This is a genomic window from Parasedimentitalea psychrophila (genome assembly GCF_030285785.1).
GTDB lineage: Bacteria > Pseudomonadota > Alphaproteobacteria > Rhodobacterales > Rhodobacteraceae > Parasedimentitalea > Parasedimentitalea psychrophila.
The window spans coordinates 3,691,123-3,712,463 of record NZ_CP127247.1; the positions used below are offsets into that span (position 1 = coordinate 3,691,123).

Annotated in this window: 16 protein-coding genes and 3 pseudogenes; 12 read left to right on the forward strand and 7 right to left on the reverse strand. The window is 56.0% G+C overall.

Annotation, left to right across the window (positions count from 1 at the left end):
• Window positions 1–291: 291 nt before the first annotated feature.
• Window positions 292–564 (reverse strand): annotated as a pseudogene (locus QPJ95_RS17900) (DDE-type integrase/transposase/recombinase); the annotation flags it as partial.
• Between the two features lie 168 nt (window positions 565–732).
• Window positions 733–924, reverse strand: coding sequence for a hypothetical protein (locus QPJ95_RS17905; RefSeq protein ID WP_270920808.1), 192 nt, complete (start codon window positions 922–924; stop codon window positions 733–735).
• A gap of 297 nt (window positions 925–1,221) precedes the next feature.
• Here QPJ95_RS17905 and QPJ95_RS17910 point away from each other — a divergent pair, with 297 nt between their 5' ends.
• Entirely contained in the window at window positions 1,222–4,302 is a 3,081-nt protein-coding gene (locus QPJ95_RS17910) for a M10 family metallopeptidase C-terminal domain-containing protein (RefSeq protein WP_270920807.1), read from the forward strand.
• A 186-nt stretch (window positions 4,303–4,488) separates the two neighbouring features.
• Here the strand turns inward: QPJ95_RS17910 and QPJ95_RS17915 are convergent, their stop codons facing one another.
• Complete coding sequence (locus QPJ95_RS17915; protein WP_270920806.1) at window positions 4,489–4,692, reverse strand: Arm DNA-binding domain-containing protein; 204 nt, start codon at window positions 4,690–4,692, stop codon at window positions 4,489–4,491.
• A gap of 500 nt (window positions 4,693–5,192) precedes the next feature.
• Here QPJ95_RS17915 and QPJ95_RS17920 point away from each other — a divergent pair, with 500 nt between their 5' ends.
• The 3 genes from QPJ95_RS17920 (at window position 5,193) to QPJ95_RS17930 (ending at window position 9,040) form a co-directional block, all read left to right on the forward strand.
• Entirely contained in the window at window positions 5,193–7,130 is a 1,938-nt protein-coding gene (locus QPJ95_RS17920) for a DUF3604 domain-containing protein (RefSeq protein ID WP_270920805.1), read from the forward strand.
• Between the two features lie 66 nt (window positions 7,131–7,196).
• A complete protein-coding gene (locus tag QPJ95_RS17925; protein WP_270920804.1) occupies window positions 7,197–8,027 on the forward strand; it encodes a peptidylprolyl isomerase in 831 nt (276 codons plus the stop codon).
• 32 nt (window positions 8,028–8,059) lie between these two features.
• Window positions 8,060–9,040, forward strand: a complete 981-nt coding sequence (locus QPJ95_RS17930) for a HupE/UreJ family protein (RefSeq protein ID WP_270920803.1) — start codon at window positions 8,060–8,062, stop codon at window positions 9,038–9,040.
• Window positions 9,041–9,193: 153 nt separating this feature from the next.
• Here QPJ95_RS17930 and QPJ95_RS24330 read toward each other — a convergent pair.
• Both QPJ95_RS24330 and QPJ95_RS17935 read right to left on the reverse strand, forming a co-directional pair.
• A pseudogene (locus tag QPJ95_RS24330) lies at window positions 9,194–9,292 on the reverse strand (IS5/IS1182 family transposase); the annotation flags it as partial.
• Between the two features lie 27 nt (window positions 9,293–9,319).
• Window positions 9,320–9,534 (reverse strand): annotated as a pseudogene (locus tag QPJ95_RS17935) (transposase); the annotation flags it as partial.
• A 30-nt stretch (window positions 9,535–9,564) separates the two neighbouring features.
• On the opposite strand from QPJ95_RS17935, the gene QPJ95_RS17940 reads away from it, so the two are divergent.
• Window positions 9,565–9,951, forward strand: a complete 387-nt coding sequence (locus tag QPJ95_RS17940) for a hypothetical protein (protein WP_270920802.1) — start codon at window positions 9,565–9,567, stop codon at window positions 9,949–9,951.
• Between the two features lie 667 nt (window positions 9,952–10,618).
• Here QPJ95_RS17940 and rhaI read toward each other — a convergent pair.
• Window positions 10,619–11,893 carry an L-rhamnose catabolism isomerase gene (gene rhaI / locus QPJ95_RS17945; RefSeq protein ID WP_270920801.1) on the reverse strand — a complete coding sequence of 425 codons (1,275 nt, stop codon included), beginning with the start codon at window positions 11,891–11,893 and terminating at the stop codon, window positions 10,619–10,621.
• A gap of 11 nt (window positions 11,894–11,904) precedes the next feature.
• Window positions 11,905–14,007, reverse strand: coding sequence for a bifunctional rhamnulose-1-phosphate aldolase/short-chain dehydrogenase (locus QPJ95_RS17950; RefSeq protein ID WP_270920800.1), 2,103 nt, complete (start codon window positions 14,005–14,007; stop codon window positions 11,905–11,907).
• Window positions 14,008–14,198: 191 nt separating this feature from the next.
• On the opposite strand from QPJ95_RS17950, the gene QPJ95_RS17955 reads away from it, so the two are divergent.
• From QPJ95_RS17955 to QPJ95_RS17985, 7 genes are all read left to right on the forward strand, one after another.
• On the forward strand, window positions 14,199–15,002 hold the full coding sequence (locus tag QPJ95_RS17955) for a DeoR/GlpR family DNA-binding transcription regulator (RefSeq protein ID WP_270920799.1): 804 nt from the start codon (window positions 14,199–14,201) through the stop codon (window positions 15,000–15,002).
• A gap of 36 nt (window positions 15,003–15,038) precedes the next feature.
• A complete protein-coding gene (rhaS, locus tag QPJ95_RS17960) occupies window positions 15,039–16,034 on the forward strand; it encodes a rhamnose ABC transporter substrate-binding protein (protein WP_270920798.1) in 996 nt (331 codons plus the stop codon).
• A gap of 83 nt (window positions 16,035–16,117) precedes the next feature.
• A complete protein-coding gene (locus QPJ95_RS17965; RefSeq protein ID WP_270920797.1) occupies window positions 16,118–17,638 on the forward strand; it encodes a sugar ABC transporter ATP-binding protein in 1,521 nt (506 codons plus the stop codon).
• Window positions 17,639–17,641: 3 nt separating this feature from the next.
• Entirely contained in the window at window positions 17,642–18,625 is a 984-nt protein-coding gene (locus QPJ95_RS17970) for an ABC transporter permease (protein WP_270920796.1), read from the forward strand.
• Window positions 18,622–19,629: an ABC transporter permease gene (locus QPJ95_RS17975; protein ID WP_270920795.1), complete on the forward strand. Its 1,008-nt coding sequence runs from the start codon at window positions 18,622–18,624 to the stop codon at window positions 19,627–19,629. Before QPJ95_RS17970 ends, QPJ95_RS17975 begins: the two co-directional genes overlap by 4 nt.
• The gene (locus QPJ95_RS17980; RefSeq protein WP_270920794.1) at window positions 19,626–19,943 is read left to right on the forward strand and encodes an L-rhamnose mutarotase; all 318 of its coding nucleotides are present in this window, start codon (window positions 19,626–19,628) and stop codon (window positions 19,941–19,943) included. Before QPJ95_RS17975 ends, QPJ95_RS17980 begins: the two co-directional genes overlap by 4 nt.
• Window positions 19,940–21,322, forward strand: coding sequence for an FGGY-family carbohydrate kinase (locus tag QPJ95_RS17985; protein WP_270920793.1), 1,383 nt, complete (start codon window positions 19,940–19,942; stop codon window positions 21,320–21,322). Before QPJ95_RS17980 ends, QPJ95_RS17985 begins: the two co-directional genes overlap by 4 nt.
• The last annotated feature ends 19 nt before the right edge of the window (window positions 21,323–21,341 follow it).

Consider the following 21,341-nt stretch of genomic DNA (forward strand, 5'->3'; position numbering starts at 1 on the left):
CAAAGGCGGGCAAGGTTCTGAAATTTCGTGAAAAATTCAACTTTCCGGAACATTTCGAAGGCAATACACTTCGTGGAAGTGTCAGCTACGACACCCTAAGTGTACAGCACACCATGTGCCCTTACATTCTGTCGATTACTAAGCCGACATCCTTCTCGAAGCTAATAGTTCCTTGTCGAGGTCCGAGCAACTGGTCTGGAAACGAAACCGCACGCGGCGATGCGGAGCAAGACTGAGCTACGTCCCGATTCTTGGACAGTATCTGGCGTGACTCAAGCTACTTTCTGCACCTGCTTCCAGCATATTCGATAGGCGCCAAGCCAGAACCTTGCGCGTATGCCAATCCATAATCGCGACCAGGTAGCGGAACCCACGTTGCCTCGGTCGATAGGTAATATTGGAACACCAGACCTGATTGGGACGGGTCACCCGAAGGTTACGCAGCAGGTAGGGATAAATCTTGTGCCCCTTCGCCGCTTTGCTGGTACTGGGCTTTTGATAGATCGGCATCAGACCCATCAACCGCATGAGCCGCCGGATGCGCTTCTCGTTCACCAGGTGGCCTTCGTTGCGAAGATGCCAGGTCATCCACCGGCCGACAGGGTCTTGCGCAGCAATGTCCCGGCAGGCTGGCGTACGCCGTAGAACGGTGTTTTCAGGAAGTGTTCATTAATCTGGCGCATTGCTTGCCAACAGGCAGGCCTGCCAGGTTTGGCTCAATCATCTTACGCCTCACCGGCTGGTCCACGGTTTGAGCTTTCTTTCCAAAAAATCGTTGGCGACGGCCAGCTCCCCGATCTTGGCATGCAGCTCTTTAACCTGTTCTTCGTCAACGTCAGAACTCTTCCGAAACCCGCGCTCAAACACTCCGGATGATGTTGCTTTCGTTTCGACATCGCAGATCTCCTTCAGATTGAAGATCAACAGACAGCAAATGATAGCTTACGTCAGTGTCCGAATTTCGGGGGTAGCTCAGTCTGCCCGCCAGCGTCGCAATCAAGGGCAGCCTCAATAACATCTTAACTTTGGTTCGCCGAGTTTTTGGAGTATCGCTGGAAGTTACACTTGAATCAATTGGCTTGCAGGACTAACATGCGCACCTCAGTTGCGAACGGCGTCGCAATCGCTGTTGCTAGGTGCCGAATGTTACTCCACTAATTGTGCCTCCAGCACCCCAGCTCACGCGAAAACGGCGAATGTCCGCCCTGCGGGGAGTTGACTATGGCCTTTAGAATAGAAGCCGAATCTTTTTCAATAGGGCAGGGGTTCAAAGTCAAATCCCTGGCCCCTGCATCAGGTGACAAGGTCTTGCAGGCCGACGGGACGGGCTGGGCAAGTGCCACTTATGAATTCGACCTCCCGCCCGATACCTACGACCTGATTTTCGGGTATTTCGACGAGAATGACGGTGTCTCGAAGCTCTACGTGAGCTTCGATGATCCAGTAGAAGATTGGGAAATCGATAAATGGTCCTGGGACCAGGAGCTCGGCAGTCATCTGGCCAATTCGATGACCGCCACAACCCACGTAATTCGAAATGTCCAGATCGATCCGGGTTTTGTGATCGAAGTGTCGGGATTTATGGACGGCGGCGAGCCGCTGCGCTTTGACTATGTCGATTTCGTGCCTTCGACACTGGATTCGATCGCGCCTGTCGTTGATAGCATAACCGCACCTGATATCGGGCCTGCGCAGGCCGGGACCGCATCGGCCGAGATCAGCGTGACCTATTCGGACAATGTCGCGCTGGATGTCCGGTTTTTCGACACGGAAGATATCAGAGTGACCGGACCTGGCGGCTTTGACGTGGACGTCACAGGTTACTCGGTCGATACACCCACGGATGGATCTCCGCGTACAGTCACCTACACGATCGCGGCCCCGGGCGGCACCTGGGATCCCGCTGACAACGGAATCTATTCAGTTTCGCTCGACGCCCTTGAGGTTTTCGACGCTTCGTTCAATGCAGCGCAGGCGATCGCCGATCTGGCCTCGTTCACCGTCGCCATCGATGACCAGCCACCGCTCGCGCCCTTCCGCATCGAGGCAGAAACCTTCACGCGCGACGTCGCGTTCCAGGTCAAGTCACAGGTCTCTGCATCGGACGGCAAAGTCTTGCAGGCAGATGGGAGCGGAGAGCAGCGTGCCTCTTACGTCTTTAATCGTCCGGCCGGCACCTATGACCTCACTATCGGGTATTTCGACGAGAATGATGGCGTCTCCAGCTTTGCCGTCCTCGTCGATGGCGTCGAAATTGACAACTGGTTGTGGGATCAGGATTTCGGCGATGCAAGCGCCAGCACAAGGAGCGGTGGTGCATTCGCCAACCACCATACAGCCACGACCCGTATGATCACGGACATCGAGATCAATCAAGGCGATGTGATTGAAGTCGTCGGAGTTAAGGACGGCGGCGAACCGCTGCGCTTTGACTTTATCGATTTTGCCGGCGCTTCAGGAATCGAGACGCTAATTTACAACCCGTTTTTGAGTGAGTTGTCCAATATCCAAATGGAGGTCCGGCGCGGTCAGGATATCGCTCTGCTGACACCACTGGCTGATGCAGCCAGATACGATGACGATGTCCTTGACAAGATTGTCGCCGCACTTGACCTGGGGTGGAGTTTCTACCGCGAGATTACCGGGCGCGAACCAGCATTGCTTGCAGGGCGTCATATCGATGGCCTTGGCACAATCGCCGTGGTCGAACAGACCTGCGGCGCCGGTTGCGGCTTTCTGGGCTGGACCGGAATTGAGATCTGGGCACAGCCCTACTTCAACACATGGATGTATGACAACGTCCGCGACAACAACCAATATCATCAGATCCTGTTTTATGAATTGGGGCGAAACTTCTGGTTCTATTCCGACCAGATCGGCGCCATGCCGATCGACGTGCCGGTGACCTTTGCTGTCGCCAACCGCTATTTCGCGGTGGAGGCGGCCGGTCTCGACCCGGCGCGGCACAACAACAGCTATTCTTATGATGCGTTGCGGGACGAACTTCTCGACGATCTGAGCCAGTATTATCTTCAGGATCCGGCGCTTGACTGGAGCACCACGATTGATGTGAACGACGCTCCGGGCGTCCCTGGTGGCATGATCGACTGGGATGGCTCTGGCCTGCTGGTTTCGTTCCACGCCCGGGTCATTGAAGACTTCGGGCAGGAGGTCTATGGGGAAATGTGGCAGACCATAGGCGATGCGGCGGCCACCAACGACCCTGACATTGCCGCCGACACCTATCTCAACGCCGCCTCCTCTGCCTCCGGGATCGATTACGGATTCCTGCGCAAACAGGGTGGCGAGGTTTTTGTCATCGGTGACTCTGGAGACAATCAGCTTCAGGCGCCTGCCGCCCCGAACGGCCCGGTTGTGATGCATGGATTTGCGGGCAATGACACCATACTCGGCGGAGATGATGCCGACCTGATCTTTGGTGGCGCAGGAAATGACGAGATCGATAGCGGAGCCGGAATCGATACCCTGGTGGGCGGAACTGGCAATGACACGCTGACAAGCGGAGAAGTTCTAGGCATAGATGGCTGGCGCAACGAGCTATTCGGGGGTCCAGGTGATGACTTTCTTTTCGCTCCGGGGTTTCTTTTTGGTGGTCCGGGACGCGACACATTCGTTTTTTCAAACTTGGTCAACGGCGTCCCTGGCGACTCTTCCTTTATCGAGGACTATGAACCCGGGATTGATGTGATCGATTTAGGCGGCCACAGCCTGAACAGCTTTGTCGAGGGGGATTCGTCGGTGAGCATAAACTTCGGACCTGACGATGGGTTCGGAGACACCATCGTGGTGCAGAGCGGCGAAGGTGAGATAACCAACTTCGACCAGATCACGATAGTCAACGCCGGCTCTGCGCCCGTAACTCGGGTGGAAGCCGAGAGCATGGATCGCGATCAGGGCTTCGTCGTCAATTCGCTTGGCGGTTCCTCCGGCGGTCAAATTCTGAAAGCGAGCGATGCGGGCGAACAGCGCGCCAGCTTTGATTTTGACGGATTAAGTGGCATCTACAATCTCACTATCGGCTACTATGATGAGAACGACGGTGCTGCCAGTTTCGCGGTCGATGTGGATGGGGTGGAGGTCGACAGCTTCATCTGGAACGAAGATCTGGGTAGCCCGTTCGCCAACAGCATGGCCAGTACAACGCGGCTGGTAGAGGACGTCTGGATCGACAACGGCGATACTGTTGACTTCAGGGGCTTCAAGGATGGCGGCGAACCGCTGCGCTTCGATTTCGTCGATTTGGTCTTAGTCGAGTTGATCTCCCCAGACAGCATTCTGTAGGAATCGGATAGCGGTTTTCAAGTGATCGGCTTGCGCCGCACTGTTGGCGCTCATAGCTAGTACACGGCGCGCTGGTTTCCATCGTTGCGATGACCCCTTGAGCCGCAGGAGAAGTCCGCTTTGTCCCGCAACTCGGTTATTCGTCAGATTACAGCGAATGACCGGTTCCCGCCCTTTGTGCCGATCTCACGTCAGTCGGTACTTTCCTCGTGCCTTACCAATCCTATCCTCGGCAGGGTTCTCGCCCTTTGCGACCTGTCCCATGACTTCCTTGGCGAGTTTGCGCGCCTCGTCCACGGTAATCTTGCCATGCCGCCCAATGGACACGCGCCGGGTTCTTCCACCTTTGCGATATTGCGCCTGATAGGTCTGGGCTCTTGATGGCGTCACACGCAGCCCAAAATCTACCAGGCTATTTTAGATTGCGGATTGGTCGAGGTCTCTCGATTGGCCGTGTAGGGGGGGCAGAAATGCCCACTCAGGCCACCTGAGGGCAGGCGAGGAACCCACCCACTTTGCGAAATCAACCATTTGGGGGGCATCTGAGGGGCTCACGGTTTCACTACTGGAAAGAGCGGATACCGGCCCTTCACTACTAATATCTGCGCTGCAATTCGTTATTGCTATCACAGGCTGCTCATTTTCGCGGCTATCCATTGGCTGCACCCACCGCCGATTCCAACGTAACAGTCTCAAAAGCCAAACTTGAAGAATTTCAGCTCGACAGACCTGTTAAGCTCAAGGTTGAAAAGACCAAAGGCTTGTTTGAGCCGCAGAACTCCGGCACTATACAGCCTATAGAATTCGATTTTAAGAATGCCAGCTTAACACTGCCCCAACACTGCCCCACCAGTGCAACGTAACACCAATTAATTATTTGGAGTGTAACGATGAAAAAGTTCTACCTTTCGCCTATTATCTCGACCTTAATGTTTGTCCTTCCCCTGCCACTTCTGGCTCAGGAAATGACGGTTGACGAAGGTCAGCTGAATGCGCTGTTCCCTGAGGGTACCCCTTATTCCCCATATGCTGATCGAAACTTCCCCGAGCGCCCGCTGTGGGGCGACAGCCACCTGCACACCGCTCTGTCGATGGATGCGGGCGGCTTTGGCAACCGGTTGGGTTTGGATGAGGCCTATCGCTTTGCTCGCGGTCAACAAGTCACCGCCTCCTCGGGGCAAGAGGTCCGCCTGGCCCGCCCACTGGACTGGCTGGCAATCACCGACCATTCGGATGGCTTGGGGTTGATCACGGACGTTCTGGCCTCGGCCCCTATTGTCACCCAGTACGAACAGGGCGCGCGTTGGGCCAAAGGTTTTAACGCTGGCGGTCAAACGGCGGTGGACGCCACAATCGATCTGATCGGCACATTCTCGCAGGGTAAAATGGACCCGGAAATGTTCGCCAATTACTCTCCCGGTTCGCGCCGCTATTCGACAATCTGGGGCGATGTGATCGACGCCGCTGAGAAACATAATGACCCCGGCACGTTCACCGCCTTCATCGGCTTTGAATGGACCTCTCTGGTTAGGGGCGGCAATATGCACCGCAACGTGATCTTCAGGGACAATGGCGATCGTGCCCGTCAGGTGGTCCCCTATACCACCCAGGAACCGGTCGGCAGCACCGATCCGCTGAAACTATACGAATATCTGGAAAACTATGAGGCCAAGACCAACGGCGCCGCGATGACCTTTGCTCATAACGGCAACCTGTCCAACGGCATCATGTTCCCGGTTGATGCCCAATACACCGGCCGCGAGATTGACCAGATGTATGTCGAACAGCGTGCCAAATGGGAGCGCATGTACGAGGTCACCCAGATCAAGGGCGACGGCGAAGCCCACCCGTTCCTGTCGCCGGATGACGAATTTGCCGATTACGGCACATGGGATCAGGGTAACCTTGACCTGTCCGAGGCCAAGACCGACGAGATGTTGGCCGGCGAATATTCCCGTGAGGCACTAAAGAACGGCCTGCTGCTGGAAGAAAAATTCGGTACCAACCCATATAAGTTCGGCCAGATCGGTGCCACCGACGCGCATAACTCATTACCCGCAGTCGAAGAAGACAACTTTTTCGGCAAACACTCAGGCTATGAACCCAACGCTGAACGCCTTCAGCACGCCTTTATGAAGAACGAAAACGGAGCGCTTTACGCATGGCAAATGGTGTCATCCGGCCTTGCCGCTGTTTGGGCTAAGGACAACACCCGTGCATCACTGTTCGACGCGATGGACCGCAAAGAAGTCTATGGCACCACTGGCCCACGCATGACTGTGCGATTTTTTGGCGGCTATGACTTTTCCACCAACGACCTACGCCGCCGTGATGTGGCCGCTGTTGGTTATGCCAAGGGCGTCCCAATGGGGGCTGATCTGGGCGAACCTACAGATGGCAAATCCCCCAGCTTTTTGGTTGCGGCCCTGCGCGATCCAATTGGCGCCAATCTGGACCGCGTACAGGTCATCAAGGGCTGGCTCGACGCCGACGGCACTACTCACGAGAAAGTCTATGACGTTGCCTGGTCTGACAATCGCGAGGCTGGCGCAGATGGAAAACTGCCCGCCGTGGGCAGTACTGTTGACGTAAGTTCGGCCACCTGGACCAACACCATTGGTGCCGCCGAACTGATCACCGTTTGGAGCGACCCGGAATTCGATCCCACCCAGCGCGCCTTTTACTACGCACGGGTGCTCGAGATTCCGACCCCGCCCTGGTATCTTTATGATGTGGTGAAATTCGGCGTCGCCCTGCCTGAAGGCGCTCCAACAGAGCAACAGGAACGCGCCTACACAACACCGATCTGGTACAGCCCCAAAGGCTAACGCGCTTATGCCCTGCGAGTTGTCGCGGGGCATACCCCCAAGATCAAAAACGGAATCACCACAAACATGATTTCCCGCATCGTCAAAGAACCCCTGGTTCATTTTCTACTGATTGGGGGGCTGATCTTTGCCGCCTATTCGGTGTTTGATGACAGACCGACCGCGCCAACCAGCCAACAGATCGTCATCACCCAGGCTGATCTGTCAGCGCTGTCTGCCCAGTTCGAAAGCGTTTGGAAACGAAAACCCCAGCCGCAGGAATTCAGCTCCATGATCGAAGAGATGATCCGGGATCGGGTTCTGGTCAATGCAGCGCTGGATCTGGGAATGGACCAGGGCGACACCGTTATCAACAGGCGGCTGCGTCAAAAAATGGAGTTCTTTGCCGCCTCTATCGCCGAGGCAGTTGAGCCTGAAGACGGAGAGTTAGAGGCCTTTTATCAAGCCAATTCCCAAAACTACCAGATCCCTCCGCAGTTCGCCCTGGAGCAATTTTATCTGGGTGACAGAGCCGCCGCCAACACCGTCGCGTCCGCGCTGGCGGCGCTAAAGAATGGCACTGACCCAGAACGGTTCCGCCACCCCAGCCTTCTCCCAGAGCGAGTTGAGATGTCCTCGATGCGGGTGCTGGACAGCGCCTTTGGCACCGGATTTGCCGCGTCACTGGAATCCCTGTCTATTGGCGAGTGGTCAGGCCCGGTAAAGTCTGGTTATGGCCTGCATCTGGTTCGGTTGACCGGAAAATCCCCGACCACCCATCCAGCTCTGGAGCAAGTCGCTGATAAGGTGTTTCAGGACTGGCAAAGTTCCAAGCGCCAAGAGGTGCTGGACCAGTATTATCAATCTCTGCGTCAGGGTTATGAAATCACACTGCCGACTGCAGACGACGCCTCGTGATGGCTCGCCTCCTTGCCTTACTGATATTACTGATGACGCTGAATACCGCACAGGTTCAGGCCCACGCACTGGAGCCCGGCTATCTGGAAATTCAGGCCCTGTCTGACGATGCGCACAGCCTGTTCTGGCGCAAGCCCGCTGTCAAAGGCAAACCGATGGCAATGGATGTGCTGCTGCCGGAGAATTGTGACCTACGCAGCCCACCAGCGCCGCGCTTTGATGGCACCGCCTGGGTGTCGCGCTGGACTGCGCAGTGTGAAGGCGGGCTGGTCGGTCAACACATCACCATCGACGGGTTAGAAAGCACCAACACCGATGTTCTGGTCCGTTTTCAGGATCTAGAGGGCGGCAGCTTCACCAGCCGCCTGACCCCCGATCAGCCCGGTTTTGCGCTGCCGGAAAACCCCGGCGCGTTTCGGGTTCTGGCCGACTATATTGCACTGGGCACCGACCATATCCTCGCCGGATTTGACCACTTGCTGTTTGTGTTTGCGCTGCTGCTACTGATCCACGATTGGCGGCGTCTGGTTGGCGCGATTACCGCATTTACGCTGGCTCATTCGATCACACTCGCTGCAGCCTCGTTGGGATGGCTGGTGGTTCCCGGCCCTCCGGTCGAGGCGGTGATTGCCCTGTCGATCGTTTTTCTGGCGGTCGAGCTTGCCAAACGCCGCGATGGCAGCCTGCGCCTGTCCGAGCGGTGGCCCTGGCTGGTGTCGTTTTCCTTTGGCCTGCTGCACGGTCTAGGGTTCGCTGAAGCCCTGCGCGAGATTGGATTGCCCGAGAGCGACCTGCTGATGGCGCTGCTTGGATTTAATCTAGGCGTTGAAATTGGCCAGTTGGCTTTTGTTGCGGCTGTACTGTTGCTTGCCGTTCTGGTGACGCGGTTTGCACCCATTATTGACGCCAGACTGCGGCGCAGCGCCGGTATGCTGAACACCGCATTTATCTACTTTGTTGGCAGCATTGCCGCCTATTGGTTTGTTGAACGGGTCACCGGTTTCATTCTGTGACATCAACCATGAAGAAATAAGGCCAGACGAAGCCCAGCATGACCAGATGGAAATAGGTGCGAGAATGTCAACCAAGACAATAGAACGCGGTTCCATACTGGCGTTGTTGCAGAACTGACGCCTGATGCGTGATCTCCCCTTTCCCCATTGAGTTCAAGCCACGCGGCTGATCTCGGCCGTCCCGAGGGCCGAGAAGCGGTTCATCAGTGCAATGCGGATTTGGATTTCGGTAGCTTGTCGGTCTGGGTCTCGTTTCGGGCCCGTGCTGCCGGGCAATGGGCAAAACTGGATTGCGGCATCGGAGAAGAATGTCGGACGGCGAGGGCGACCCTCATTCGGCGCAAACCAAGTCATCTCCCTGTCCAACCAGATCAGCAATGATCCCCGTTTCTTCAGGGCGGCGTTCGCCATTGGGCTCGAACCGATGGGCCTTCAATAACTCACTAGCTGGGCCAGTTCGTCGTGCGGTAGCGGGCGGGTGAGGGCTTCGTCATGCCACCCTTTTAAGCTCATGGATTCACGATGTGAATCGCCTGCAGGCTGAGTTATGCAGCACTGCCAGGTTGCCAGGGAAAAGGCAAAATGACCGCCGTAAAACGCAGCTGCTCGATATGCTTAGATCAAACAACAACGGTCCAACTTTTCATGCTTTGCCTGGCACATCTTTTATCGATGAGGGTTTTTTGAATTTCGAACAAGTGATGTCGATTGTGTTGGGCAATATTGAAGAACAGTTTGGGACGCCGGTCTCTCAGATTTCACCGGCTTTCGCGAAAGATATAGTAGCACGGTTTGCTTCCTACCTGGGAAGACAAGGTCAACCCGTGGTGCAATACACTGAACAGAATGTGGACAGGATCGGACGTCGTTTCCGCCAAACATTGCTGCTGGAATTTGAACGCAGGATTTAGCCGCCGGAGTCCACTTACGGGCGAAAGCAGCCTCATTTCAGTAGTGGAATTCTCAAATAATGCCCTTTAGCTCTGTTCGACAACGCTGGTTGCAGGCTCCCGCAACCAATAATTACAACCACATAACAACATCTTACACCCCGTATTCGCGGGACTGTTGGCGTTCGATCTCTATGATTGCTGCGTTCACTGATCGCTTAAATTACGTTCTGGGATGCGGCGAGATCTGCGCAAGACAGCCAAGGGAGGCTAACTGCATCTAACCGATGAGCACATCAACCGTGTCATCGCCGAAGTCAGGTCCAGAGTCGAGAATCCGTTCCGGGTGTTGAAATGACAGTTCCGCTACATCAAGACCCGCGATAGTGGCTTGGAAAACTAACCGAGCCCAGTTGTTCAGCCTGTTTACCCGCAGTAATCAGTATTTGGTCCGAAAGAAGATGACGGCATGACGGGGGGAGTCCGGCAATAATGGGAGCCGACGACCAACAGGTCGGCAGTGGCGCCTGAACCGAAGTAAAACCGACCAACCAAGTTATAATCAGATCAAGACTGCCAAGTGGGCGTGTTGATCAGACGTTCCCTAAGTTGGTACGGTGTCGGTTTCTAGACCTTTGCTTTGTAAGCCTCAAAACCCTTGTTCGGCGTATGGGAAGTGAAAGCCTACTTAGACAATACCGCCGCCTGCGCCGGTAACTTCTGGCCGATCCTGCGCAACCTTTTCCCGATACTGCGAGGCACGATAGGCCGCCACAGGGGATATTGCGCCGCCAGCCTCAAAACGCGCCATGGCAAGAATGGGTTCAACATCGGTGCGAAACCCGTGTTTCAGCGTTGTTGTTGCCATCAGGGCATCATTGTCGTCCTGAAACCCGACCAGGGCCGCGCGATCCACCAACAAGGCCTGCGCATAGGCGCGCTGCACTTCCATCGCCGAAACCATCAGGCTTTCAATGGGGTCGGTCACGTTGTGGCTTTGGTCCAGCATGTGCATCGGGTTGAAATCAGGGTCAGCTTCGGCTTCGACCAGCTCGTTAAACACTAGGAACAGACGGTAGGGATCAATGCTGCCGGTATCCAGATCATCGTCGCCGTATTTGCTGTCGTTGAAGTGGAAACCGCCCAACTTGCCAAATTGAGTCAGCCGCGCCACGATCATTTCGATGTTCACATTGGGCGCATGGTGGCCCAGATCGACCAGACATTTCGCCTTGTCGCCCATCTGCTGAGCGATCAGCAGGTTGGTGCCCCAGTCTTGCACCACACTCGAGTAGAACGCTGGCTCATACATCTTGTGTTCGGTCAGCAGCGTCCAATCGTCGGGCAGGGCGTTATAGACCTGTTTGGTGGCGTCCAGATACCGCTCGAACTGGCGGGTGAAGTTGGTCTGGCCAGGGAAGTTCGACCCGTCGCCAACCCAGATGGTCAGCGCTTTGGAGCCGATCTGCTGGCCTAGTTCGATGCATTCGATGTTGTGATCAACGGCCTGCTGGCGCGTCGCAGCATCTGTGTTGGACAGAGAGCCAAATTTGTAGCTGTGGGTCTGGTCCGGTTGATCCTGAAAGGTGTTCGAGTTCATCGCATCAAATGTAAGACCAACCTCTTCGGCCTTGGCGTTCAGGTCGGCGGCGGGGGCCTTGTCCCAGGGGATATGCAGCGAAACCGAGGGCGTGGCCTTGGTCAGCTGCTGGATCACGCCACAGTCGTCAAGCTTGTCAAAGATGCCACGCGGCTCGCCTGGGCCGGGGAAGCGTGCGAAACGGGTGCCGCCGGTGCCAACGCCCCAGCTGGGCACCGCAACGCCGTATTTGGCGACCTTGGCCTTGACCTGTGCGATGTCGATTCCGCGACGATCCAGATGTTCGCCCAAGGCGTCATAGTCGGCCCTCAAGTCCGCTGCGGCGCGGGTGTTGTCTTGTGCGATGATATCCGCGTTGATCATGATCCGCCTCCCTAGCGCGTAAAGGACTGGACGTTGCCTGCGTCCACGTTGATGATATTACCAGTGGATTTGGCCGACAGATCAGAGGCCAGGAAATAGGCCGCCTCGGCGATGTCCTCGGGCAGGACTGATCGTTTCAGCAGCGAGCGCTGGCGATAGTGTTCTTCCAGACCCTCCTTGTCCTTACCATAGGTAGAAGCGCGTTCCTTCAGCCAGTTGCCTGACCAGATTTTCGACCCCTTCAGTACCGCGTCCGGGTTCACCACGTTGACACGGATACCCTGTGGTGCGCCTTCCAGTGCCAAGCAGCGGGCCAGATGGATTTCGGAGGCCTTGGCTGTGCAATAGGCCGAAGCATTGGGCGAGGCGGCAAGACCGTTTTTGGAAGCGACAAAGACCACTGCGCCGCCCATGTCCTGAACTTTCATCACCTTGAACGCTTCGCGGCTGACCAGAAAATAGCCGGTGGAGAGGATCGCCATGTTGGTGTTCCACATCTCAAGGCTGGTTTCTTCGACCGGAGCCGAACTGGCGATTCCTGCGTTTGAGACTAGAATATCAACACCGCCAAACTCCGTTGCGGTGTCTGCGTAGGCCGCTGCGACAGCGTCTTCGCTGGTGACATCCATGTTGACTGTGCGCACCACGTCTGGGGAATAGTGTTCGATCAGTTTGACGGCGGCTTCCGCCAAAGCAGCATCGTCGATGTCAGCCAGCATTACACAGGCGCCCTCCCGCAGGTAACGCTCGGCGGTGGCGGATCCGATGCCACCGGCGCCGCCGGTGATCAGCGCCACACGACCGGCCAGAGATCTGGGCTTGGGCATCTGCTGCAATTTGGCGTCTTCCAACAGCCAGTATTCGATATCAAAGGCCTCTTGCTCGGGCAGGCCTTTATACTCGGAAACTGCATCGGCACCGCGCATCACGTTGATCGCATTAACATAGAACTCGCCAGAGATCCGCGCGGTTGCCTTGTCCTTGGCAAAGGTGAGCATCCCAACTCCAGGGATCAGATAGACCACGGCGTTGGGGTCGCGGATGGCGGGGCTGTCGTCTTTCTTGCAGCGGTCGTAATATGCCCTGTAGCCCTCGCGGTATTCGGCGACGGCATCACCCAGACCGGCCAGCGTAGCGTCCACGTCCGGGTTGGCGGGGTCAAAATCGACCACCAGCGGGCAGATTTTGGTGCGGAGAAAATGGTCAGGGCAAGAGGTGCCAAGTGCCGCAAGACGTTTCATGTCTTGGGCGTTGACGAAGTCCAAAACCGTGTCGCTGTCGGTGAAATGGCCAACCATATGCTGAACGCCTGAGACCATGCCACGAATGGCTGGCATCAGGCGGGCTGCGGTTGCGCGGCGTTCATCAGCGGGCAGGCTGGCGTGAATGGCCCCGCCAAAGGCATCTTTGCCCTCGGTCTGAACTGCGAACCAATCCATTGCGGTCTGGATGATCTCTAGCGTCAGATCATAGCAAACCCGCGCATCATCGTCCCAGGTGAACAACCCGTGGCTTTCCAGTACAACGCCCTTGGCGTCTGGATTTTCCGCACAGAAATCTGACAGCCAACGGCCCAATTCATAGCCCGGCCTTTTCCATGGTAACCAACCGATGCTGTTGCCAAAGATCTGCTGAGTTAGCGCCGAGCTGTCTTTGGCTGCTGCAATGGCGATGATCGCGTCGGGATGCATGTGATCGACATGCTTTTTCGGTACATAAGCGTGTAGTGGCGTGTCGATGGATGCAGTCCGTGGGTTCAGGTTGAAGGTGCAATGGGGCAGGTATCCCACCATTTCGTCCTCAAACTCCACGCCACGATAGATGCCGCGCAGGGCGTTCAGTTTCTCCATATACAATGTCGAGAACCCTTCCATCTTGATGGAGCCCACATCGCCGCCCGAGCCTTTAACCCAGAGCACCTCGACGGCGTCCCCGGTCAGCGGATCATCTTGCATCACTTTGGCCGAGGTGTTGCCGCCGCCATAGTTCGTGATTCGCTTGTCTGACCCCAGAAGGTTGGAGCGATAGAGAAGTTTTTCTGGCTCACTCATGCCTTCGGCGCGGGCTTCATCCCACTTGTTTTCAAGAGGTTGGCTCTGGGTGGCGTCGGGCATCATCGTCTCCATCAACGGCAAATATTGTTGCGCTTTCTTGTCGCTAGGCTGGCTCTCAGACCATGATATGTCAATCATAAACGATCAATATTGAGCATGCTGCGACGCAGAGTGACTGAACGTGACATTTAATGATTGACACAAGGTGGCGACTCGCTCCACCTTGAGGCCACCAAAATGGAGACTGGTCGATGCACGAGAAAGACAGACACAGAGTAATTTTATCAGCGGTCCAAGACAGGTCTGTCGTGACTGTGGCTGATCTGTGTATGCTGACCGGGGCCTCGGAGGCGACTGTGCGCCGTGACATCAGAACGCTGGATAGTCAGGGGGAATTGCGTCGGGTCCGCGGTGGAGCTGAGGCTTTGATGTCCGCACCTTTTGTTGGGTTGGCAGGACGGCCGTTTTCTTACAATGAGTCAATCAATAGTGCTGAAAAGCAGGCCATAGCCAAGGCTGCGGTCGAGCTGTGTGCGGATGGTGACCCGATCATCATCAACGGGGGCACGACGACGTTTCAGATGGTGCACCCACTGGCATCGCTGCAGATGCAGGTGTTTACCAACTCATTCCCGATTGCCGAACATCTGCTGAAAAACACGCGCAATACGGTGCTGTTGTCTGGTGGGGTGATCTACCGCGAGCAGAACATCATCCTATCGCCCTTTGACAACGATGTGACCCGAAATTTCTATGCAAAACGCATGTTCATGGGCGCGCAGGGCATTGGACCGCTGGGCCTAATGGAGCAGGATCCGCTGTTGATCCAAGCTGAGACAAAGCTAATTGGTCAGGCTGAGGAACTGGTGGTGCTGGTTGATAGCTCTAAGTTCGCCAACCGGTCCAGCCTAATCCTGTGTCCGCTTAGCCGGATCACGACCATCATCACTGACGACGGCATCGACGACCGTACAGCCGCGATGCTTGAGGCGGCGGATGTGAAACTCATCGTTGCACCGACAAACACTGCACAAAAAGAAGGGGCGGCGTCTTAAGTTCCCCAAAATCGCAACCACTCCAGGGAGGAAACCATGAGTGTATTTAAGAAGGCAATGGCATCAGCGGCGATAGCGGCAACGATGTTCGCAGCCCCCGTTATGGCTGAAGAAAAAGTGCGCATCGCGCTTGTCGTCAAGGCATTGGGCATTGGCTTCTTTGAAGCTGCTGCAAAAGGTGCCGAAGAGGCCGCAGCTGAGTTGGGAAATGTCGAGATCATCTATACTGGTCCAACTGACACCACTGCCGAAGGCCAGATCGAGGTGATCAATGCGCTGATTGCTCAGAACGTTGACGCCATCGCGATTTCAGCAAATGACACTGACGCACTGGTGCCCGCTTTGAAAAAAGCCATGAGCCGAGGCATCACCGTGATCAGTTGGGACAGTGGCGTAGCCTCTGAGGGTCGTCAGATGCACCTGAACCCATCGTCAAACCCGCTGATTGGCAATATGATCATCAAACTGGCCGCCGATCACTTGCCGGATGGTGGTGATGTTGCGGTTCTGTCCGCCTCGGCCACTGCGACGAACCAGAATATCTGGATCGACGAAATGAACAAAGTGACGGGCAACTATTCGGGCATCAGCGTTGTGGCGACGGTTTATGGTGATGATTTGGCAGACAAATCTTACCGCGAAGCGCAAGGCCTTATGGCCAGCTACCCGAACCTGAAAGCCATCATTGCACCTACAACCGTGGGTATCGTTGCCGCTGCACAAGCTGTGACAGACGCGGGTAAGATTGGTGAGATCAATGTAACTGGTTTGGCTCTGCCGTCAGAAATGGCTGGTCACATCGAGAGTGGCGCCTCCAAATCCTTCGCGATCTGGAACCCGATCGATCTGGGCTATGCCGCAACGATGATCGCCTTCAATCTGGCCAGTGGCACTGCAACGGCAGAAGCCGGAAAGTCCATCCCAATGGGCCGCATGGGCGAAGTTGCGTTAGACGACAACAGTGAAGGCGCAATGGCTGACCCGTTTGTCTATGATGCCAGTAATATCGACGCGTTCAAGTCGATCTTCTAAACCAATCATGGATTGGCCCGGCGCTGTAAAGGTGCCGGGCTAAACTACTCGCCCAGACCGCGACCTAGCCGAAAAGAGCTGAAATGACCGAGAGCGCACTGCCCGTCGTGTCGATGGACGCGATCACCAAAATATTTCCCGGTGTCAAAGCACTGGATGCAGTCCAACTAGATCTTTATGCGGGCCAAGTGACAGCTCTGGTCGGAGAGAACGGCGCTGGAAAATCCACCACCGTCAAAATTCTGACTGGGATATATTACCCCGACGGCGGCACCATCCGCATAGACGGAGAGCCGGTCAACTTCTCAAACGCAAATGCGGCAGCCGACGCAGGCATCACCGCGATCCATCAGGAAACGGTGCTGTTTGACGAACTCTCGGTCTCCGAGAACATCTTTATTGGTCACGCGCCACGCACGCGTTGGGGCCTGATCGACAAGGTCGAAATGCAGCGCGGCGCGTCCAAATTGCTGCAAAGTATCGGCGCAACTTTTCATCCCAGCACCCGGCTACGCGACCTTGGCATTGCCAACAAACATTTGGTTGCTATCGCTCGTGCTCTGTCCGTTGATGCGCGCGTTGTTATTATGGACGAGCCGACCGCCGCACTGTCCCATAAAGAGATCGAAGAGCTCTACGAGTTGATTGAGACGCTAAAAGCGCAGGGCAAGGCGATCCTGTTCATCAGCCACAAGTTTGATGAGATTTTCCGCATTGCCGATCGCTACACTGTCTTTAGAGATGGCGCTTTTGTGGGGGCTGGCTCTATTGCTGACACGGACCAGGACGCACTGATCAAATTGATGGTTGGACGCACCATCGATCACATCTTTCCTGAGCGAACACCCAATGTGGCCGAGGACGTGTTGCAGGTGGTCGGCTATGCCCACCCGACCGAGTTCGCGGATATCAATTTCACCCTCAAACGCGGTGAGATTCTTGGGTTTTATGGCTTGGTTGGGGCAGGCCGGTCGGAGTTCATGCAATCACTGTTTGGCATTACCAAACCATCCAAGGGCGTCTGCAAGATCAATGGTCGCATTAAGATCATTCGCTCACCTGCGGATGCGGTGGCCAACGGCATCGTTTATGTGCCCGAGGATCGCGGTAAGCAGGGGACTATTATCGGTCTTCCAATTTTTCAGAACATCACTCTGCCGTCACTGAGACGTACTTCGAAATCCGGGTTTCTGAGACTGGCTGAAGAGTTCAAACTGGCGCGCGAGTATTCCGAGCGTCTGGACCTGCGCGCAGCCTCTTTGGATCAGGACGTGGGCAATCTGTCGGGCGGCAACCAGCAAAAGGTGGTGATTGCCAAATGGTTGGCGACACAGCCGCAGGTGATCATTCTGGATGAGCCCACCAAGGGTATCGACATCGGCTCCAAAGCTGCGGTGCATGAGTTCATGGTCGAATTGGCGGCGCAGGGGTTGTCAGTGATCATGGTTAGCTCGGAAATTCCCGAGGTGATCGGCATGTCGGATCGTGTCATCGTGATGCGAGACGGTCGGATTGAAGCCGAGCTGGAGGGCGACGCGTTGAGCCCCGAAACTCTGGTGCGTCATGCTGCAGGCATTTCAGCCACCCGAATGGAAGAGGCCTAGGCTATGGTATTGCGACACATTCCAATCCGTGAGGCGATCCTTGGCGCGGCTATCCTGGTGCTGCTGGGGGTGGTTTCTACTCGGTTTTCTGGCTTCATCGCTCCGGCGAACCTTGCCAATGTGTTCAACGATACGGCGCCGCTGATCATTTTGGCACTGGGGCAGATGGTGGTCATTTTGACCCGCTGCATTGATCTTTCAATGGCGGCAAATCTGGCGCTAACCGGCATGGTGGTGGCCATGCTGAATGTGGCCATGCCCGGCCTGCCGATCCCGGTCATTCTTGCCATTGCCATCCTTCTCGGCGCAGTGATGGGGGCGATCAACGGACTGCTGGTCTGGAAACTGGCAATACCACCTATCGTGGTGACGCTGGGCACCATGACGATCTTTCGCGGCATCATCTTTTTGATTTCCGATGGCAAATGGGTCAACGCCCACGAGATGAGCGCGGCCTTTACCGGTTTCTCTCGCGCATCAGTTTTGGGCCTGCCAGTGCTGTCTTGGTTCGCTGTCGGGACTGTCATCGTGTTTGGCGTGATGATGGCGCGCACGGCGCTGGGTCGGTCAATATTTGCTGTCGGCGGCAATCCCCACGCGGCGGTCTATACTGGCATCAATGTGGGCAAGACGCAGTTTCTGGCCTTTGTCTTGTCAGGTGCCCTTGCGGGGCTGACGGGCTATCTGTGGGTTGCTCGCTATGCCGTTGCCTATGTCGATATCGCTAGAGGTTTTGAGCTTGAAGTGGTGGCGGCCTGCGTCATTGGCGGCATCTCGATTGCCGGAGGCATCGGGTCTGTTGGCGGCGCGGTGCTGGGGGCCCTCTTTCTGGGCGTGGTCAAGAACGCGCTACCCGTGGTGAATATTTCACCCTTCTGGCAACTGGCGATTTCCGGCAGCGCGATCTTGATTGCCGTTGCCTTTAACGCCCGCGCTGGCCGAACCAAGGGCCGTATCATTCTCAAATCAACCGAAGGTTCAGTATGAGTGATACCACCATGACAGCGCGTTTTGTTCCCAACCGCCTGAACAGCCGCGCGTCTCGCATTCTGCGCAGCTGGGAGTCCCTGTTGCTGGTCGTTGCCGTTGGGATCTTTGTGCTAAACAGTTTTGCGTCACCCTATTTCCTGAATGCCTGGAACCTCAGCGATGCGACGTATAACTTTACTGAAAAGGGGATGATTGCCTTTGCCATGGCATTGTTGATCATCTCAGGAGAGATCGATCTTTCCGTAGCGTCGATAATCGCGCTGGCCAGCACGGCAATGGGACTGGCGGTGCAATACGGGGCAGGGACGCCGGAACTGGTGATGATCGGTCTAACCGTCGGTTTGCTCTGCGGTGCCTTCAATGCCTTCTTTGTCACGGTTCTGGGCCTGCCCTCCATTGTGGTGACCATCGGTACCATGAGCCTGTTTCGCGGCATCAGTTACATCATCCTGGGTGATGGCGCGTATGGTGGCTATCCAGACAGTTTTGCCTGGTTTGGGCAGGGCTATATCTACTGGGTGTTCACCGCCGAGATTGGCATATTTGCCGTGATTGCCGTGATCTATGGTGTGGTACTGCACAAAACCAATTTTGGCCGTGCGGTCTATGCCATTGGCAACAACTCCACCGGCGCGCTGTTCAGCGGTATTCGGGTGCAACGGGTCAAATTTATTCTGTTCCTGCTGACCGGATTGATGTCCGGAGTGGCAGCGATTTGCCTGACCTCGCGCCTTGGCTCAACCCGTCCCAGCATCGCAACAGGTATGGAGTTGAATGTGGTCACCATGGTGGTGCTTGGCGGGATTAATATTCTCGGCGGCTCTGGCTCGATCCCTGGAGTTGTGATCGCTGCCTTTGTCATGGGGCTGGTCACCTTTGGCCTGGGCCTGCTCAACGTTCCGGGCATCGTGATGTCGATCTTCATTGGCTTGCTGCTGATCGGGGTGATCGCCCTGCCGCGGCTCTGGACGATGATTGCAGCCAAGCGGCCCTCAACATGAGTGACCGTTTTGTCTTTCGGATGCGTCTGACCCCCGGCAAGGCAGACGAATACCAACGCCGCCATGACGAGATCTGGCCTGAACTGGTGAGGCTACTGGGCGAGGCAGGTGTCAGTGACTACAGCATTCACCTGGACGAAGAAACCGGGTTGCTGATTGGCGTGCTGATCCGGACCAAGGATCATGGGATGGATACTCTGGCAGATCACCCGATCATGCAAAAATGGTGGGCTCATATGGCCGACCTGATGGAGGTCGGGCCGGATAATGCGCCCGTTGCGGTGCCTTTGCCCAGCCTGTTTCATATGCCATGAAGTCTCCTCGCCACATCGCGGTCATTGATATTGGCAAGACAAACGTCAAGCTGGCGCTGGTTGATCTGACGACAGTGTCGGAAATTGCAGTTGTGACGCGCCCAAATGTAGTTCGTCCGGGCCCACCTTGGCCGCACTTCGATGCGGAAGGCCATTGGGCGTTTTTGCTGGATGCCCTGGGGCAGTTTCACCGCGATTACGGGATTGATGCCATTTCGGTGACGACGCACGGCGCCAGCATTGTGTTGCTGGATGAAAACGGAGACCTGGCGGCTCCGATCCTTGATTATGAGCATGACGGACTGGCAGAAACGGCCGCGCAATACGATGCGATCCGACCCCCATTTGAGCAGACAGGGTCGCCACGTCTGGCCAATGGCCTGAACGTCGGCGCGCAATTGCATTGGCAGTTTCAGGCTGATCCAGAGTTGCACGCCCGCACGGCTCATATTCTGACTTACCCACAGTACTGGAGCCATCGTTTGACCGGCGTTGTGGCCAACGACGTTACCTCAATGGGGTGTCATACCGACCTGTGGCGGCCGCTTCAGGGAGAGTTTTCTGATTTGGTTGAGACGCTCGATATCTCAGACAAGATCGCGCCAGTGCGCAAGTCGACAGATATTCTGGGGCCTGTTCTGCCTAAAATCGCCACGGCCACCGGGCTGCCCAAGGGCACGCCTGTAATCTGCGGCATCCACGATTCCAACGCGTCGCTCTATTCTCATGTCTTGACCCAGAAAACGCCGTTTTCTGTGGTTTCGACAGGGACATGGGTGGTGGTGATGGCGATGGGCGGAACCGAGACCGTCTTGGACCCATCTCGGGACACGTTGATCAATGTGAATGCGCTGGGCGAGGCGGTGCCGTCAGGCCGCTTTATGGGCGGACGTGAGTTTGAGCAGATCCAGAAAGGGCATCCGGTTGAGATCAGCCCGGCGGATGTTGAGTGGGTTTTGGATCAGGAGATCATGCTGTTGCCTGCGGTTGATCCCCTATCTGGCCCGTATCAAGGAATGGAGATGCGGTGGCATGGGGCTTACCCCTCGGAAGGGTCCGGTTTTCGTGCCGTGGCGCTTTCTTACTATTTGGCTTTGATGACAGACACCTGCCTGCGACTAACAGGAGCGGACGGGCCGATAATTGTTGAAGGACCCTTTGCCCATAATGCGCAGTACCTTGCTATGTTGCAGGCTGCGACCGGGCGCCCGGTTCTTCAGAGCCTGTCTTCCACGGGAACCAGTATTGGGGCAGCGCTGTTGTTCGTGTCCGATATCGAAGCCTCAAAATCAAAGAGCATTGAAGCGCCAGAGACTACTTTGCAAATGGTAGCATATGCTGCGCAATGGCGTTTAAGGGTTGAGCGCGACTTGGCATGAGTTTGGGCCTCTTATCGAG